Below are 15,027 nucleotides of genomic sequence, written 5' to 3'. Positions count from 1 at the left end.
CTAGAACTTGAACTGCTTAAGCGCCTCTACACCCAGCGCGTAGTACTTGGCCATCTCATCCACCGGCACCATGTTGCCGCCGGTGGCCCAGGCGATATGGGTGGCGTTGTGCAGCGACGATGCCAGGCCCAGTACTTCGAGCGTCTCCTGGTTTGAGTTCATCAACCAGGCGAAGCCGGGCAGACCCGCCGTGGCGGAGGGTTCTACCGCAAGTTTTTCGCTGTCGGTGAGCAGGGTGACCAGCGCGTACATCCGCTCGTCACTGAGGGTGTAGATACCGTCCAGCAGCGGCTCCATCACCTGACCGACGAAGGCGGAGGCTCTCCCCACGGCAAGTCCGTCGGCGCAGGTGCGGTTGTCCAGCCCGATATCCTGCACGCTGATGTCGTTGTGCAACCTTGAGTGCATCCCCAGCAACATGCAGGGGGAATGCGTGGGCTCTGCAAAGAAGCAGTGTACGGCATCGCCGAACACATGCTTGAGGCCAAAGGCGATACCGCCGGGGCCGCCACCAACCCCGCAGGGCAGGTAAACGATCAACGGGTGCTCGGCGTCCACCGGAATGTTCTGTTCCGCCAGCTGTCGCTTCAGGCGAAGCGCGGCGACGCTGTAGCCGAGGAACAGCGAGGTGGAGTCCTCGTCATCGATAAAGTGGCAACCCGGCGTATTCAGCGCCTCCTGCCGCCCCTGTGCCACTGCGACGCTGTAGTCGGATGGGTGCTCGACCACATTGACACCCTTCGAGCGCAGCAGCGCTTTTTTCCACTCCCGCGCATCGGCGGACATATGCACCGTCACCTTGAAGCCTAGCTTGGCGCTGATGATGCCGATGCTGAGCCCCAGGTTACCGGTGGAGCCCACCGCGATGCTGTGTTGGGCAAACAGCTGGCGGAAGGGTTCGGAGGCAAAACAACTGTAGTCGTCACCGAGCTGGAGCAGGCCGTGCTCAAGTGCCAATTGCTCGGCGTACAGCAGCACCTCGTAGATGCCGCCGCGAGCCTTGATCGAGCCGGAGATCGGCAGGTGGCTGTCGCACTTGATCAGCAGGTTGTCCGGCACATCGCTGTGCAGAAACTCGGCGATCAGTTTCGCGGCCTTATCCACACGGACAAGCTCCGATTCGATGATGCCATCGCGTGCGGCGGTTTCCGGAAAGGCGACCGAGAAGTAGCCGGCGAAGCGCTCCAGCCGTGCTGAGGCGTCCTCAATATCGGAGAAGCTCAGCGGTAACTGCTGTTTCACGCGTTCGAACGCGCTGCGCTTAGGGTTTATCCACAGCTGCTCGCGACACTGTCGCAGGCTTCTCAGTACTGGATCGTCGTTAGCAGCGGCGATCCAGTCGTTAACGGGGGAGTCTGCCATATACCTAACCTTGATCTTCAGTTTGAACAGGCTAGGAGATTAGACCAGAAAACAGCTCAGGACACTCAACGGTTGCGCACCATGTCCGCAATGGCGAATAGCGGCTCCTTGAGCATCTCGCGTAATTGAGGTTCCACCTCGACCGTTTCCAGTGCCTTGTGCATGCACAGCAGCCACTGGTCACGCTCCGATTCGCCGATGGCGTAGCCTTTGTGGGGGCCGGTCATACAGACGCTGCCATATTTTTCGGCATAGATCTGAGGGCCGCCCAACCAGCCGATCAGGTATTCAGCAAGGCGCTCCCGCATTGGATTCAGGTCGGCCTTGTGCATGGCGCGAATGCCAGCGGCTTCCGGCAGGCTGTCCATGATGTCGTAGAAGGCGCTGGTCAGCTCGCGGATCTTCTGTTCACCAAGCACTTCGTAGGGGGTGGAGTAGGCTGAGTAATCGGTCATGGCCAGGTTTCTCTCGTCGTTATTGTCGTGGGTGCCCGTTCACGGGAACTCTTGGAGTGTGTCGTCAGGTCAGACGAGCAGCAATGCTTCAGGGGCGCGAATCTGAGGCGATACTGACGCCGGTCAAGGTTCCGTCATAACCAAAAAGAGTTCGTCATTAGACTAAAGTCTAAAAACGCCGCCGGTGCAGTTTTCACTACACTGCACCTCCCGCTGAGGGAACTCACTTACAGGACTGAATAACAGGAGTCCGGTTATGAAACTGAGCGCAAACGACTTCATTCAGCGCAAGGGAGTCAAACCAATCCCGATGCTGACTGCCTATACATGCCCGGTGGCCCGTGGCATAGAGGAAGCCGGAGTACCAGTGATCCTGGTTGGCGATACGGTGGGCATGGTTGAAATGGGGTTCGAGAGCACACGCGACGTGACCATCGAACATATGGAGTATCACATTGGCGCGGTTCGCCGCGGGGCAAAAGATACCCATATCATCGGTGATCTGCCCTACCTGACCGATGCCAATCCGGAGATCGCGCTGGCCAGTGCCAAGCGTCTGATGGCGGCTGGCGCCGACAGCATCAAGCTGGAGGGGGGCAAGCTCGATGTGATCAAGCATCTGGTTGCCAACGGGATTCCGGTGGTGGGGCACACGGGCCTCACGCCACAGACTGCCGAGAGCTTCAAAAAGGTCGGTAACACCAGCGAGGATGCTCAGCGCATCATCGATGAAGCGCAGGCCATTCAGGACGCAGGGGCGTTCATGCTGGTCATTGAGCATGTGCCGGCGACGCTGGGTCTGACTATCACCCAGTCACTGCGCATCCCGACCATCGGTATCGGCGCAGGTCCCGACTGCGATGGCCAGGTACTGGTGATCAACGACGCCATGGGCCTCGGTGACTACTGGCCGCCGTTCTCCAAGCAGTACGCCCACGCCAGCCGCACCATCCTGAAGGTTGCCAGAGAGTTTGTCTCCGAGGTCGAGACCATGGAGTTCCCGAACAACATCCTTCAGTTCACCGGTACTGCCGGCAAGCGATAAGCTAATGGGAAGAGGCACCGACTTTTTCGAGATAGTCGGCTGCCTCTTCCATCCCCTCGGCGGCAGCCTGTCGCAGCCACTTGATCCCCTCCTGTCGGTTTTGCTCGACACCACGTCCCTCGTAAAGCGCAACGCCGTAGTGGTAGCGCGCCAGAGTCGAGTATCCCGCTTCGTCCTGGGTGTGGGCACCACGTTTCATCAGTGCCGTTGAGTAGGCCAGATCACGCGGTACGCCAACTCCAGACTCATAGATCTGGGCCAGCCAGATCATTGAGTAGACATCGTTCCAGCGTTCTATGCAGTCTTCGAAGATCTTGATTGCCGCTTCATGATTGCCGGTCTTGTCGGCCACATAGCCGTACAGGCATTTAAGCCGTTTGTCGGAGTTGATATAGGATTCGTAGCTCAGATCGCTGGTGTCTGAGTCGGCAATAACCAGTGAAGAGCCGATCGCAAGTAGAAGCGGGAGGTATGTCGGTATCCGGCGCATGGTAAGGGCCTGTGTTGGGTATAGATTTCAGCGCGGGTTCACCTTGCCGCACTGCCTCTGTGACCCATTCAACATAGATGCTGGTTACAGGTACGTGGATGGTACTTTAGAACGGAATTAGTGTTACATGACCGGCCTGTGATGTGTCAGCAGGCCGGTCATCATGTCGGGGTTTAGTGTGGCGGCGCGTCGCGCAGGAAGACCCAGTTATCGCCGTCTGAGTGCTCAGGGCTGAAGTAGTACCCCTCCAGATCAAACCCTTTCAGTGCTTCGGGCTCATCGATACGGTTTTCGATGATGTAACGGCTCATCAGGCCTCTGGCTTTCTTGGCATAAAAGCTGATGATCTTGTACTGGCCGTTTTTCAGGTCTTTGAACTCAGGGGTGACGATGCGACAGCCAAGCGCCTTGGGCTTGACCGATTTGTAGTACTCGTTGGAGGCGAGATTGACCAGCACCGGATTGGCCTGCTCGTTCAGCTCGGCCTGCAGCGATTCGGTGATGATATTGCCCCAGAACTGATAGAGGTTATCGCCACGGGTATTCTTGAGCTTGGTTCCCATCTCAAGTCGATAGGGCTCGAGCAGGTCGAGGGGGCGTAGGACGCCATAAAGACCCGAAAGTATGCGCAGGTGCTGCTGTGCAAACTCGAACGCCTCTTCGCTGAAGGCTTCAGCTTCCAGTCCCGTGTAGACATCACCCTTGAAGGCCAATACAGCAGGGCGGGCGTTGTCCAGCGTATGTTCCGCGCTCCAGCTCTCGTAGCGGGCCACATTGAGGCTCGCAAGCTTGTCGCTCAGTTTCATCAGCTCTGCGATATCCTGAACCGCGAGTGGGCGCAGTTGCTCGATCAGTTCCGCCGAGTGTTCCAGAAAGCGCGGCGTAGTGTGCTTTTCTGTGGCAAGAGGGGAGTCATAGTCGAGTGTCTTGGCGGGCGAAATCAGCGTCAGCATTACAATCGGGCCTGAGTTATGAATTAGCCCCCCGATAATACCCAACCTCGGCAGTCGGCAAAAGCGTTGGTCAGAATACGGCAGGTCCTCGCGTGCAGGTTTATCCTGCAGGCGCGACCTGCACATTGCTTAGGTGACGAAAACAGAAAGGCTATTCAGTGCGTGCTGCGCAGCAGTGCGTTGAGCTCATCGACCACTTCAGCCCAGTCTGAATCGGAGTAGATAGCGTCTTTCAGAAAGTCGGCCTGAGAGCTGCTCCAGAAGCTGGCTTGATGCAGCGGGATCTCCTGAGTAAACAGGCGATGGGTTTCGATAAAGCGTTCGATCTCTGTGCTGCTGCTGGGTAGACCTAACTGTTCAAACAGTGTGTTCAGCGTATGAGCGCTGGTATCCATGGTTCGCCTCCTTGGTAAGTGCAGGTTATGCAGGCGTCTGAATCCCGAGCGCATCCGCGCCCGGATACTCTAAGTATGGTGGGCACACTTGCTCTGTCAAAGTCGCTCAGCTGCTTTTGCGCGCGAGCCACTGCTGGCCGAAGACGCACAGTACAGCACCAACGACGACCAGTCCTGAGTTGAGCAGATCGGGGCTGCCTTCGCCGAGCAGGCTGATCAGTGCTCCGGCGAATACCAGCCCGCCGAACATGCAGAACAGTGCGATCAGCAGGGTATGGGCGATGTGACCGGCTGATCGCTCGGGACGGCGCTTAAGCAGAATACCGGCGGGAATCAGAAACCCGGCCAGTGTCACCAAAGAGGGAAGAAGATCGGACATTGTTATTCTCTGTATCGTTGCCTTAGCCTACGTTGTATCACTCCATTCCGGCAGAGGCCAGCCGCCATTGGTCAAACGTTGTAGCAGATCGTGTATGATTATCCGCCTACAAAATCGACAGCAATCGACATACCGTTGACAGCTAACCCAAACAGCCTGCAACGACGCCACGGATCTAAAGAGCAGACGATGAGCAAGAAGACTGTACTGACTGGTATCACGACAACAGGTACACCGCATATTGGCAACTATCTCGGCGCCATCAAACCGGCTATCGAAGCGAGCGAGAACCCCGCGTTCAACAGCTTCTTCTTTCTGGCCGATTACCACGCCTTGATCAAGTGTCATGAGCCCGAGCGTGTTGCGCGCTCCACTCGCGAGATTGCGGCGACCTGGCTGGCGTTGGGGCTGGATACCGACAAGGCAACCTTCTACCGCCAGACCGATATTCCCGAGATTACCGAGCTGACCTGGCTGCTCACCTGTCAGACCTCCAAGGGATTGATGAACCGTGCTCACGCCTACAAGGCTGCTGTGGATGCCAACAAAGAAAAAAATAAGGCCGTCGAAAGTAGTCAGAAGTGTGGAGCTCAAACATCCAAAGGAACTCCTTGTAAATTGCTTGCCTCAAGATGTCCATATCACTCGAATGCATCCAAAGTTGACGATGATGACGGCATTACCATGGGGTTGTTCAACTACCCGATCCTGATGGCGGCCGATATCCTGATGTTCAACGCCGATATCATTCCGGTGGGCAAGGATCAGATCCAGCACATCGAGATGGCGCGCGACATCGCCGGTCGTTTCAACCACGTCTACGCACCACTTTTCACCCTGCCGGAAGCGCAGGTGGATGAAGAGACCCAGCTGATCCCGGGGCTGGACGGTCGCAAGATGTCGAAAAGCTATGACAACACCATTCCATTGTTCTGCTCCTCAGACGAGTTGCGCTCTCTGATCAACAAGATCAAGACTGATCTGCGTGAGCCGGGCGAACCGAAGGATGCTGATAACAGCACGCTGTTCCAACTGTACGGCCACTTCGCCACAGCCGACGAGAAGGTGCAGATGCGCCGCAAGTACGAAGAGGGTATCGCCTGGGGCGATGCCAAGCGCGAGCTGTTCGAGTTTCTCGATGCCAAGCTCAGTGAGCCGAGACAGCGCTACAACGAGTTGCTCAACGATCTTGGCTATGTCGAGCAGGTTCTGCACAAGGGGGCCGAAAAGGCACGCGCCTATGCCTCGCCCTTCCTTGAAAAGATCCGCATTGCATCCGGTATTCGACCGCTGACCTACGTACCGGCGCAGAGTGCCGATGCTGGCCCTGCCAAGAAAGAGAAGAGCGCTGACGAGCTTGCCCGTGTCGAAGAGGGACGCCGCCGTGCCATTCTCAAGCAGGTACAGCACCTGATTGATCGTGTGACGGGCGCCGATGACAAATCGGTGGAGGCCGAGCGTGTACTCGATGAGAAGTCCGCTGAAGTTGATCAGCTGAAGAAGAAAGCGAAACAAAAGGCGCAGAATGAGCTCGATATACTCCGCGAAGAGCTGGCGTCTTACCTCTAATTCAGGAATAGGGTGGGGGAGTCCATGTACGATACGCTGATTGAGGTCGACCAGCTCAAGGCGCTGGACAACCCCCTGATATTCGACTGCCGCTTTACCCTGTCGACCCAGCCGGGCGATAGGGATGCTGGCGCCCGGGCCTTTGTCGAAGGGCATATCCCCGGCGCTTTCTACCTGCATCTAGAAGATGATCTTTCTTCACCCATTACACCCTCGACCGGGCGGCATCCGCTACCGGACCCTGACTGTCTGCAGGCCAAACTGCGGGCAGCAGGCGCCTGCGCCACTCGTCAGGTTGTTCTCTATGACGCATCCGGCGGTGCTTTTGCAGCCCGTGGCTGGTGGTTACTGCGCTGGCTTGGCTATCGCAACGTGGCGGTACTGAACGGTGGCTGGCAAGCCTGGCTCGGTGCCGACGCTGAGGTGGAATCGGGTGAGCGACCCATTACGCCACTCGCAACAGACTCCCCCGTGCAACCGCAACGGAGCCTTTTGTTATCGGTCGATGCGCTCCAGCAGGCGCTTGAGCAGGACGCGTGCCTGTTGATCGACGCTCGGGCTCCTGAGCGATTCCGCGGTGATGTTGAGCCTTTGGACCCCGTGGCAGGCCACGTGCCGGGTGCCGATAACCTGCCGTTTACCGATAACCTTGTGGACGGTCGCTTTGCCCCGGCTGAGCAGTTGCGCAGTCGGTGGAGTGCGTTTCTGGCGGGAAAAGCTGCCGATCAGGTGGTGCATATGTGTGGTTCAGGTGTCACAGCCTGCGTGAATCTGCTGGCGATGGAGCACGCCGGCTTGAGTGGATCCCGGCTTTATGCGGGGTCATGGAGCGAGTGGATTCGCGATCCGAAGCGCCCGGTCGCGACCGGTCCTGCTTGTCGTTGAATTACATACACTTTCTTGGGCGACGCTAGATTTAAGGCGTAATCTGTCTAAATTTTCATCAATTTGATGGGGTGGCGCTTCATTTTGTTGTCATATTTACCTTCTAGGCTATAATTGTGTAGTTAAACTACAAAAAAATAATGAGCCTGGGGGTGGGTATGGAAATGCAGCGGACTGTGAAGACAATTGCGATTCTTGGTGTAGATGGCGACAACTATGAAGTGGGTGGTGTGTATATCGGTGAAGCCCACAAGCCGACCTGTTACATACTGACCAAGTCTGAAGATCGCAGCGTTTGCTTCGAGAATCTGGAGTCTTTTCCAAGCTACGATCGCATCCGTGAACTTGTTCACTGATCGACAGCGCAGATAAATAAAAAAGCCGTGGCAGTCGCCGCGGCTTTTTTGTATCCGTTAGGGGCGGAAAAGGGTTTACTGCACCATCTCGTTTTCGCTGAATACGCCTTCAAACAGCGCAGAGGAAAGATAGCGCTCACCAGAGTCCGGCAGAATCACGACAATCATCTTGTCCTTGTTCTCGGGTTGGGCGGCAACACGCAGTGCGGCGGCGGTTGCGGCGCCACAGGAGATGCCGGCGAGAATACCCTCTTTCTGCATCAGCTCCCGCGCTGTTGCGATCGCTTCATCGTTGCCGACCTGCTCGACCGCATCGACCAGATCGAGCTTCAGGTTAGTCGGCACGAAGCCTGCGCCAATACCTTGTATCTTGTGCGGTGAGGGCTTGAGCTCCTCGCCTTTCAGCGTCTGCGTAATGACCGGTGAGTCCACAGGTTCCACGGCGATGGATGTGATTGCCTTGCCCTGTGTCTCCTTGATATAGCGGGATACGCCGCTGATGGTGCCACCGGTGCCGACACCTGCCACGAGAATGTCGATCTGGCCATCGGTATCGTTCCAGATCTCCGGGCCTGTGGTTTGTTCGTGAATAGCCGGGTTGGCCGGGTTTTCAAACTGCTGCAACATCAGGTATTCACTGGGGTTACTGTCGACCAGCTCCTGCGCCTTGGCGATAGCGCCTTTCATCCCCTTGGCAGGTTCGGTTAGCAGGATTTCAGCACCCAGGGCTTTCATCAGCTTGCGGCGTTCCAGCGACATGGAGGAGGGCATGGTCAGGATCAGTTTGTACCCCTTGGCAGCGGCGACGAACGCAAGCGCGATACCGGTGTTGCCGCTGGTCGGTTCTACCAGCGTGATGCCCGGCTTGAGTTGTCCGCTGGCTTCGGCCGCGTTGATCATGCTCGCGCCGATACGGCATTTAACGGAACCTGCCGGGTTGCGCGACTCTACCTTGCCGTAAACGTTGCCTGCCGGCCACAGATGCTTGAGACGGACCAGAGGGGTATTGCCGATGGTTTGGGAGTTGTCGTCGTAGATTTTCATATTGCTCCACTTCCTTGAAGTCGTGTCTTGACTATGAGTTTAGAGACGGGCTTCACAAGGCCCTGTTCGGAGGGCCTGAAAAGCACCAGTCGGCATCGTTAACGGTATGCGGGCATGGTCAGTTTACCCAATCTGTTTCGCATTGCTCATACAGACTTTGCATAAGGTTATAAAAAAACGCTGGCATATAATATAAGGCAGGCCACTTCCGGCGCAGAGGGTTGGGTAGTAGGTAGCTCTGGGGTAGATTGATGCTTTGTTGGCTTGCCACAGGGAGATGCCATGCGACTGGTGATGAAGGTGATCGCGCCGCTACTGTTCTGGATTGCGTATACAATATTTCGCAGCCCCATTCTCAGGGGGTCTCGCAGACGCCACACGCTGGCCATGAAGCTGTTTCGAATAGCCGCGGATAATGGCAACCGCAGGGCGCTATCGGTGTATGGCCATCTTTTGCATTTTCGTGGTGAGGGCGTGGCCAGCCGCATACAGGGCGCGATATACCTGCAACGTTCTGCTGATAAAGGCGATGTGAAAGCGCTTTACCAGATGGGGCGTATTCACGAGCGGGGGTTCGAGCATCACTTCGGGATTGAACCCGAAAAAGCACTTCTGGCTTACCGAAAGGCAGCCGAGCGCGGTCATCCGCTGGCGATAAAACGGATGATAGAACTCTATAGCGAAGGCGGTTTGGGTGTGGCACCGGACAAGGCTCAGGCCGCGCTCTGGATAGAGCGACGCGCGGATGTAAAACCGGGCGTACAGGAGTCGTAAAAGAGGCTGACCATTCGTAAATAACTGGTTAAAATGAATCCAAATGGAGTCAGAAATCTGATTCGCTGATAGTGGGTGCGTGGCTGTACTCGAGGGGATGCATGGCGAATAACCGGGATACTTACGAAAATGAAGATCCGCGCCAAGCTGACTATGGGTATGCTGCTGCTGTTGGCTGCAATCTGCATAGGTGTGGTTGCAACTGTACAGAATCTGCTGTTGCCGCGCCTTGCGTCGCTCGAGCAGCAGTCACTGTTGACCGAGCTGGAACGTATCCGGCAGTCCTTGCTGCATGAGCAAAAGGGACTGTTGGCACTGACGACCGATTGGGCCGTCTGGGATGACACCTACCGCTTTGTTCAAGACCGCAACGAGGAGTACGCATCCTCCAATCTGGACCCCTCCTTCATGGAGCCGATCAATGTGGATGCGATGCTTATCCAGGCCGCAAGCGGTGAAGTGGTGTCGGCGCAGTTCTCCGAGAGCGTCGACCCATCCGAGATCGGATTTTTGGCGGCCTCTTTTGTCGATGAGCACAACCCTCTTTACGCGATGAGTCGCTCCGGGAGGCCGGAAACCGCCATTATGCTGACGGATGCCGGTGCATTCCTTCTAGCGGCGCATCCTATACTGGATAGTCACTCAAACCTGCCCCCGCGCGGAACATTTTATATGGCCCGATTGATCGGCAGCGATCTGGTGGCTGCGCTGCGCGAGCAGTTGCAGCTTCCCTTCGAGTTATCGTTTGTTGAAGACGGTGCGGGGGCGACGGTGCGTTTTTTATCTGCTGAGCGCAGTCTTGCCCAACTCGTCATTCCGGTTGCGAACGCTGATAGCCGAAGTTTGCGGGCTGAATTGATTCAGCCAAGACCGTTTTATCAGCAGGCATTTGATAGTGTTGCCTACACGGTTATCACGATTTGCCTGATCGGATTGCTGGCGATCCTGTTCGCGTATTACTTCTTCAACCGTATGTTTGTACGCCCGCTCGAGGAGCTGAAAGAGCAGGCCGAGTCTTTCGGTCGCGATCAGTGCGCGGTGGTGTTTGAGACTCACTCTCGCAAAGATGAGCTGGGTGAACTGGCGAACACATTTATGCAGATGGCCAAGAGTGTCGAGACGAATCGTCAGATGCTGCAACGTGAGCGTAATCAGTTTCTTGATGCCAGCCTGACCGACCCGATGACTGGACTACGGAATCGACGCTTTCTGGAACAGTATCTGGCGAGGCCCGAGGTCTGGCAATCTGGCCAGAGTTATCTGTTGATGATCATGGATATTGATATGTTCAAAAGTGTGAACGACACTTACGGCCACGATGTGGGCGATCTGGTGATCAAGCAGTTTGCCGGGCAACTCAGGGAGTGTTGCCGTGACGATGACCTGCTGATTCGAACCGGGGGGGAGGAGTATGCCCTGATCAGTCTGGATTGCGACGCCAGTGTCGGCGAAAAGCTTGCGCAGCGCATCTGCTCAAGTGTGGCCCAGCGTCGTTTCGGGCCCGAGAAAGCCCCATTCGATATAACCTGTTCTGTCGGTTTTTACACGGTCGCCGCCAGACAGGTCTCTAATCCGCCCGCTGAGTGGCCGGAGATGCTGAAAGTGGCGGACCTTGCGTTGTATGCGGTCAAAAACAGTGGCCGCAACAATTGGATGGGGCTTGGCTGGTTAGCCGAGAAGGGAACTGCGGCTCATCCACGCAGCGCGCATGATATCGAGCGGGATATTCGCCAGCACCGGTTGAGGTTGATCGCCCATGAGGATAGGTCACCCCAAACCATGTGCTGGCAGGGCTGACTGCGTTGCCGTCAGCCCTCCATTTCTATCGACGCGTCAGCTCCACCTGATAACTCAGAGTGGTTTTTCCGCCAGCCGGAACCTGAATGGTCCATGCTGCCTGAGCGCCCTGTGTCTTCGCCGGTGCGCTGCTTTGGGTAATCTTCCAGTTCTGGTTGAAGTTGGCGGTCAGTTCGATGCTTTTGGCTGTCTTGCCCGCATTACTCAGTGTCACCTGATAACCTGTGCGTGTGGTGTTGCCCTGACGCTCGTACAGGCTCTGGGTCTGTTCAATGCCGATATCGAAAGCTTCGCCTAACACCATCTCGACCTGTTCACCCGCGGCGTGGGCGGCAATGTACTGGCCGCCAATGAAGCTCAAGCCCTGTTGCGGGTCCGATGTGTAGACCCGGGCATTGCCGGCGGGCAGCGGTGTATCGCGCTCCGCGCTCTGCGGCAGGTTGAAGCGAATCACCCGTTGCGGCCGCCCCTGAATAGTCTCCGGCTGGGCATTGCCGTAGACCGGCATCTGGAAGTGGTAGCTGTTGCTGTAGTCCAGCGTCTGGGTCGGCATTAACGGGACACTGGTTGTCGTGCCGGCGGGCAGGTCGGTCAGGCCGGGCAGGGTATACAGGTGGTAATCCTCGAATGCCTCCTCTGAGGGCATGCTATCCGCTGCCATCTCCATTGCTGCCTTGGCCATATACAGACGAGGCGATCCCTGGGGCTGATTGACCTGTCCGGCGAGCAGGCGTATTTGGCTCTGCGGAAGGTCTATACCGCTGTGGTTGGCCAGCGTTGCCTGAGCCTGAAGCGAAAGGGTTGTGTCGTTGGCGTCGAGCGTGAGTGAGTAGTCGGCCTGCCAGTTTATACCGCCTCCCATGTAGCTAAGCGTCAGTGCCTTTTCTGTCTGCCCGTCCCGCTTGATCTGAAGATAGGGGCTATCGGGCTCGTGGCGTACAGGCTTGGGCAGGAGCGGTTTCCAGTCGCCGTTCAGCGCCAGATGTTCGACGTTGTCGCCGTCCTCGACCAGAAGCTGACCGTTGCTGATCTCCAGCAGGCGTGCTTCACGGTATATCGCTTGCCCATCGGCACCGTAGCGTTTGAGGGTTATCGTCTGTCCGACAACTGCCTTGAGACGCTCCTGTAGTCCATTTTTGGGTGTCAGCAGGGCTATATGCTCAATCGCACCGGCACCGTTGACGAGCGCCGAGCCGGGCTGAAGCTGAGGGCTGATACCCTCTATCTCGATGAGGGGCGCGTTGAAGCCTTGGGGTAGCGCATACTGCTCACTGAACAGGGTCTGGCCTGACTGGAAAATCATCAAACGGCGTTGCGTTAGTTCATCGTTGGCAAGGTGCAACGGGTCGGCAGCAAAGCTCTGGCCTGATACCAGCAGCGCGGTGCCGGCGGCCAAGGTGCGGATTAGCATGGTGTACACTCCCCTGTGTCGTGTCGCCGCTACGCCGCGGCGGCTCTCTATTCGGTGATCGGTAGATCGAGTGCGACCCTGAAGCCCCAGCTGTTTCGGCTGGTGTTGGCCGGGTGGCGATAGCGGCTGGCGGAGCGGATCAGGCGTGGAATTTCAAACCATGATCCGCCGCGCATGACGCGATGGGAGCAGCTGCTGCCTGTGCGAGCGCTGCCATCTGTCGGAGCACCGTCATAGGTGCCGTTATAGCAGTCCTCTACCCACTCATCGACATTGCCGTTGAGATCGTGGATGCCCCAGGGGTTGGCTGGAAAGCTGCCCACCGGGGCCGGTCTGTCGCCATCCCATTGCGTGCCGCATCCATCACAGACAGCCATCTTCTGACTGAGTTCATCACCCCACCAGTATTTGGTCTCTGTGCCGGCGCGGGCGACATACTCCCACTCCGCTTCGCTGGGAAGACGATAGGGTTGGCCGCTCTGCTCGGCCAGCCAGCGGGTGTAGGCTTTTGCATCCAGCCAACTGACATTGATTACCGGCTGATTGTCGCGTCCCCAACCTTCATCGTCGGGCAAGGGGCGGCCGGTTTCCTGTGCAAACTGATCGTATTCAGCAAAGGTGACCTCAAAGCGGCTGAAGGCAAATGCTTTGCTGATAATCACTTCGTGAACGGGGTATTCGTTGTCATCGCCTGCACCGTGCAGATCGCCCATGCGAAAGCGGCCTTTGGGTATCACTACCATCTGCGGGGCGAAACGATCCGGCGCCCATTGATCGCGAAATGCGCTGAGGTTGTCCGCGGGTTTTTCAGCGTTGTGCAGCGCTGCGCCATCCTGAACCACGCTTGTGGGCTTTTCGGGGCGTGCCAGCGCGTTGCGCTCCTCGGGCTCTGTTCGGAGATCGGGTTCAGCTTCGGCTGTTGTTTGAAGCGGTTCGGTGTTGGTCTGTAACTGCTCGCGTAACGACCGGTTTTCCTGTTGCAACAGTGCAAGTGTCGCGTCAGTTTCAGTAACGGTGCGGTTATCGGGTGCATTGGTCAGTGCCATCCAATAGCCCAGAATCAGCCCTGCAACAAAAAGCGCCGAACCGCCGATAGCCGGTTTTACCCATTTTGCTGATAGTTTCGGGCGTGACGGACGGACAGCCTCGGGAGGATCGGCAGGCAACTCAGGTTCCGGTTCTACCTTGGAGTCATCGACTTTTGCAGGGGACTCTTCGGTCTTCTCCGAGTAGAGCTTTCGTAACAGTTCCATCGGAGATTTCGGCCGTTGCTCGGGATCGTCGGATAGCGCCGTCTGCAGGGTCTTCCATTGGTCACGGGTCAACCCTGACGGGGCCTTCAACTCTTTGCCGTTGCGGCTCTCTTCGCTCTCCGGCGGGGTGAACGGTGTCTTGCCTGCATAGAGCTGGTAGATCATGCTCGCCAGTGCAAATACGTCCTCACTGGCATCGAGAGGGTTGGGGTGGAAGGCTTCGGCCGATTGCCAGCCAATATAGCGGGCACCGTGATTTACCTTGCCATCGAGGCTGCTCAGTAGCGCACGCCACTGATAGCCCATGAGCCGGACACCGTTGCTTCTGTTCAGGTAGATCAGTTCAGGCGCCAGTGTCGCGTGAGGTTGGGAGGTCTGCTTGAGTTGGGCTTGCAGCGCTTTGCCAACCTGAACGATCAGCCCCCGTTTTTGCCCCTCTTTCATCTTGTAGGCACGCCCGTCCGCCAGCATTTGAGCCAGGGTCAGGCCATCGAGCACTTCCCATGAACTGAAGAATATGCCGCGCCAGGTAAAGAGGCCGTAGCAGCGTGCTGAAAAGCTGTCCTTGAGGCTGCGGTTGCGGTTTAGCGTGTCACGGAGCTTGTCGACAAATCCCGACTGGCTTTGCAGTGCCTCGCTCAGGAACAGCAGGGTGACGGGGGTTGGCTTGGTCGTCGATATATCGTCGGCCTGCCACAGTTGTCCAAGCGGGTGTGAAGATAGCGGGGCGGTAAGGCGAAAACGGTGATGATCCGGCCCTATAACCTGTTCGGGCTTGAGTAGATCCAGCGGTTTGACGTTGGCGCTATCCATAGGCGCATATCCCAATCGCTACGCCCTAGGGCGTAGCGTATCTGCT

The 15,027-nt window shown here is 57.1% G+C and carries 15 protein-coding genes; 6 read left to right on the top strand and 9 right to left on the bottom strand.

The annotated features are described in order from the left end of the window. Both dsdA and ADIMK_RS21025 read right to left on the bottom strand, forming a co-directional pair. Complete coding sequence (dsdA, locus tag ADIMK_RS21030; RefSeq protein WP_036192469.1) at positions 1 to 1,362, bottom strand: D-serine ammonia-lyase; 1,362 nt, start codon at positions 1,360 to 1,362, stop codon at positions 1 to 3. Positions 1,363 to 1,427: 65 nt separating this feature from the next. Beyond that, positions 1,428 to 1,817 carry a group II truncated hemoglobin gene (locus tag ADIMK_RS21025; protein ID WP_036192468.1) on the bottom strand — a complete coding sequence of 130 codons (390 nt, stop codon included), beginning with the start codon at positions 1,815 to 1,817 and terminating at the stop codon, positions 1,428 to 1,430. Between the two features lie 256 nt (positions 1,818 to 2,073). Between ADIMK_RS21025 and panB the strand changes: the two genes are divergently transcribed. After that, a complete protein-coding gene (gene panB, locus ADIMK_RS21020; RefSeq protein ID WP_036192467.1) occupies positions 2,074 to 2,862 on the top strand; it encodes a 3-methyl-2-oxobutanoate hydroxymethyltransferase in 789 nt (262 codons plus the stop codon). Between the two features lies 1 nt (position 2,863). On the opposite strand, the gene ADIMK_RS21015 is transcribed toward panB, so the two are convergent. From ADIMK_RS21015 to ADIMK_RS21000, 4 genes are all read right to left on the bottom strand, one after another. Continuing rightward, the gene (locus tag ADIMK_RS21015) at positions 2,864 to 3,352 is read right to left on the bottom strand and encodes a tetratricopeptide repeat protein (RefSeq protein WP_036192466.1); all 489 of its coding nucleotides are present in this window, start codon (positions 3,350 to 3,352) and stop codon (positions 2,864 to 2,866) included. A gap of 173 nt (positions 3,353 to 3,525) precedes the next feature. Then, positions 3,526 to 4,305, bottom strand: a complete 780-nt coding sequence (gene yaaA / locus ADIMK_RS21010) for a peroxide stress protein YaaA (protein ID WP_036192465.1) — start codon at positions 4,303 to 4,305, stop codon at positions 3,526 to 3,528. Positions 4,306 to 4,460: 155 nt separating this feature from the next. Next, positions 4,461 to 4,700: a DUF2789 domain-containing protein gene (locus ADIMK_RS21005; RefSeq protein WP_036192464.1), complete on the bottom strand. Its 240-nt coding sequence runs from the start codon at positions 4,698 to 4,700 to the stop codon at positions 4,461 to 4,463. 106 nt (positions 4,701 to 4,806) lie between these two features. Then, positions 4,807 to 5,079: a hypothetical protein gene (locus ADIMK_RS21000; protein WP_036192463.1), complete on the bottom strand. Its 273-nt coding sequence runs from the start codon at positions 5,077 to 5,079 to the stop codon at positions 4,807 to 4,809. A gap of 189 nt (positions 5,080 to 5,268) precedes the next feature. Here ADIMK_RS21000 and trpS point away from each other — a divergent pair, with 189 nt between their 5' ends. The 3 genes from trpS to ADIMK_RS20985 all read left to right on the top strand — a co-directional run bounded on the left by trpS (position 5,269) and on the right by ADIMK_RS20985 (position 7,889). Continuing rightward, on the top strand, positions 5,269 to 6,648 hold the full coding sequence (trpS, locus tag ADIMK_RS20995) for a tryptophan--tRNA ligase (protein WP_036192461.1): 1,380 nt from the start codon (positions 5,269 to 5,271) through the stop codon (positions 6,646 to 6,648). Positions 6,649 to 6,672: 24 nt separating this feature from the next. Further along, positions 6,673 to 7,533, top strand: coding sequence for a sulfurtransferase (locus ADIMK_RS20990; protein ID WP_036192456.1), 861 nt, complete (start codon positions 6,673 to 6,675; stop codon positions 7,531 to 7,533). A gap of 158 nt (positions 7,534 to 7,691) precedes the next feature. After that, entirely contained in the window at positions 7,692 to 7,889 is a 198-nt protein-coding gene (locus ADIMK_RS20985) for a hypothetical protein (protein ID WP_036192453.1), read from the top strand. 75 nt (positions 7,890 to 7,964) lie between these two features. On the opposite strand, the gene cysK is transcribed toward ADIMK_RS20985, so the two are convergent. Continuing rightward, positions 7,965 to 8,933, bottom strand: coding sequence for a cysteine synthase A (gene cysK, locus ADIMK_RS20980; RefSeq protein WP_036192450.1), 969 nt, complete (start codon positions 8,931 to 8,933; stop codon positions 7,965 to 7,967). A 282-nt stretch (positions 8,934 to 9,215) separates the two neighbouring features. Between cysK and ADIMK_RS20975 the strand changes: the two genes are divergently transcribed. Both ADIMK_RS20975 and ADIMK_RS20970 read left to right on the top strand, forming a co-directional pair. Further along, positions 9,216 to 9,707: a tetratricopeptide repeat protein gene (locus ADIMK_RS20975; protein WP_036192447.1), complete on the top strand. Its 492-nt coding sequence runs from the start codon at positions 9,216 to 9,218 to the stop codon at positions 9,705 to 9,707. A 129-nt stretch (positions 9,708 to 9,836) separates the two neighbouring features. Continuing rightward, positions 9,837 to 11,504: a sensor domain-containing diguanylate cyclase gene (locus tag ADIMK_RS20970; protein WP_036192444.1), complete on the top strand. Its 1,668-nt coding sequence runs from the start codon at positions 9,837 to 9,839 to the stop codon at positions 11,502 to 11,504. A gap of 25 nt (positions 11,505 to 11,529) precedes the next feature. On the opposite strand, the gene ADIMK_RS20965 is transcribed toward ADIMK_RS20970, so the two are convergent. Further along, positions 11,530 to 12,915, bottom strand: coding sequence for a DUF4139 domain-containing protein (locus tag ADIMK_RS20965; protein WP_036192441.1), 1,386 nt, complete (start codon positions 12,913 to 12,915; stop codon positions 11,530 to 11,532). 47 nt (positions 12,916 to 12,962) lie between these two features. After that, positions 12,963 to 14,981, bottom strand: coding sequence for an SUMF1/EgtB/PvdO family nonheme iron enzyme (locus tag ADIMK_RS21590; RefSeq protein ID WP_051693202.1), 2,019 nt, complete (start codon positions 14,979 to 14,981; stop codon positions 12,963 to 12,965). Between the last annotated feature and the right edge of the window lie 46 nt (positions 14,982 to 15,027).

It is taken from the genome of Marinobacterium lacunae, from assembly GCF_000705555.1.
GTDB lineage: Bacteria > Pseudomonadota > Gammaproteobacteria > Pseudomonadales > Balneatricaceae > Marinobacterium_D > Marinobacterium_D lacunae.
Note: the sequence above shows the minus strand (reverse complement) of the source record. Positions and strands in the feature narration are given on the sequence as shown.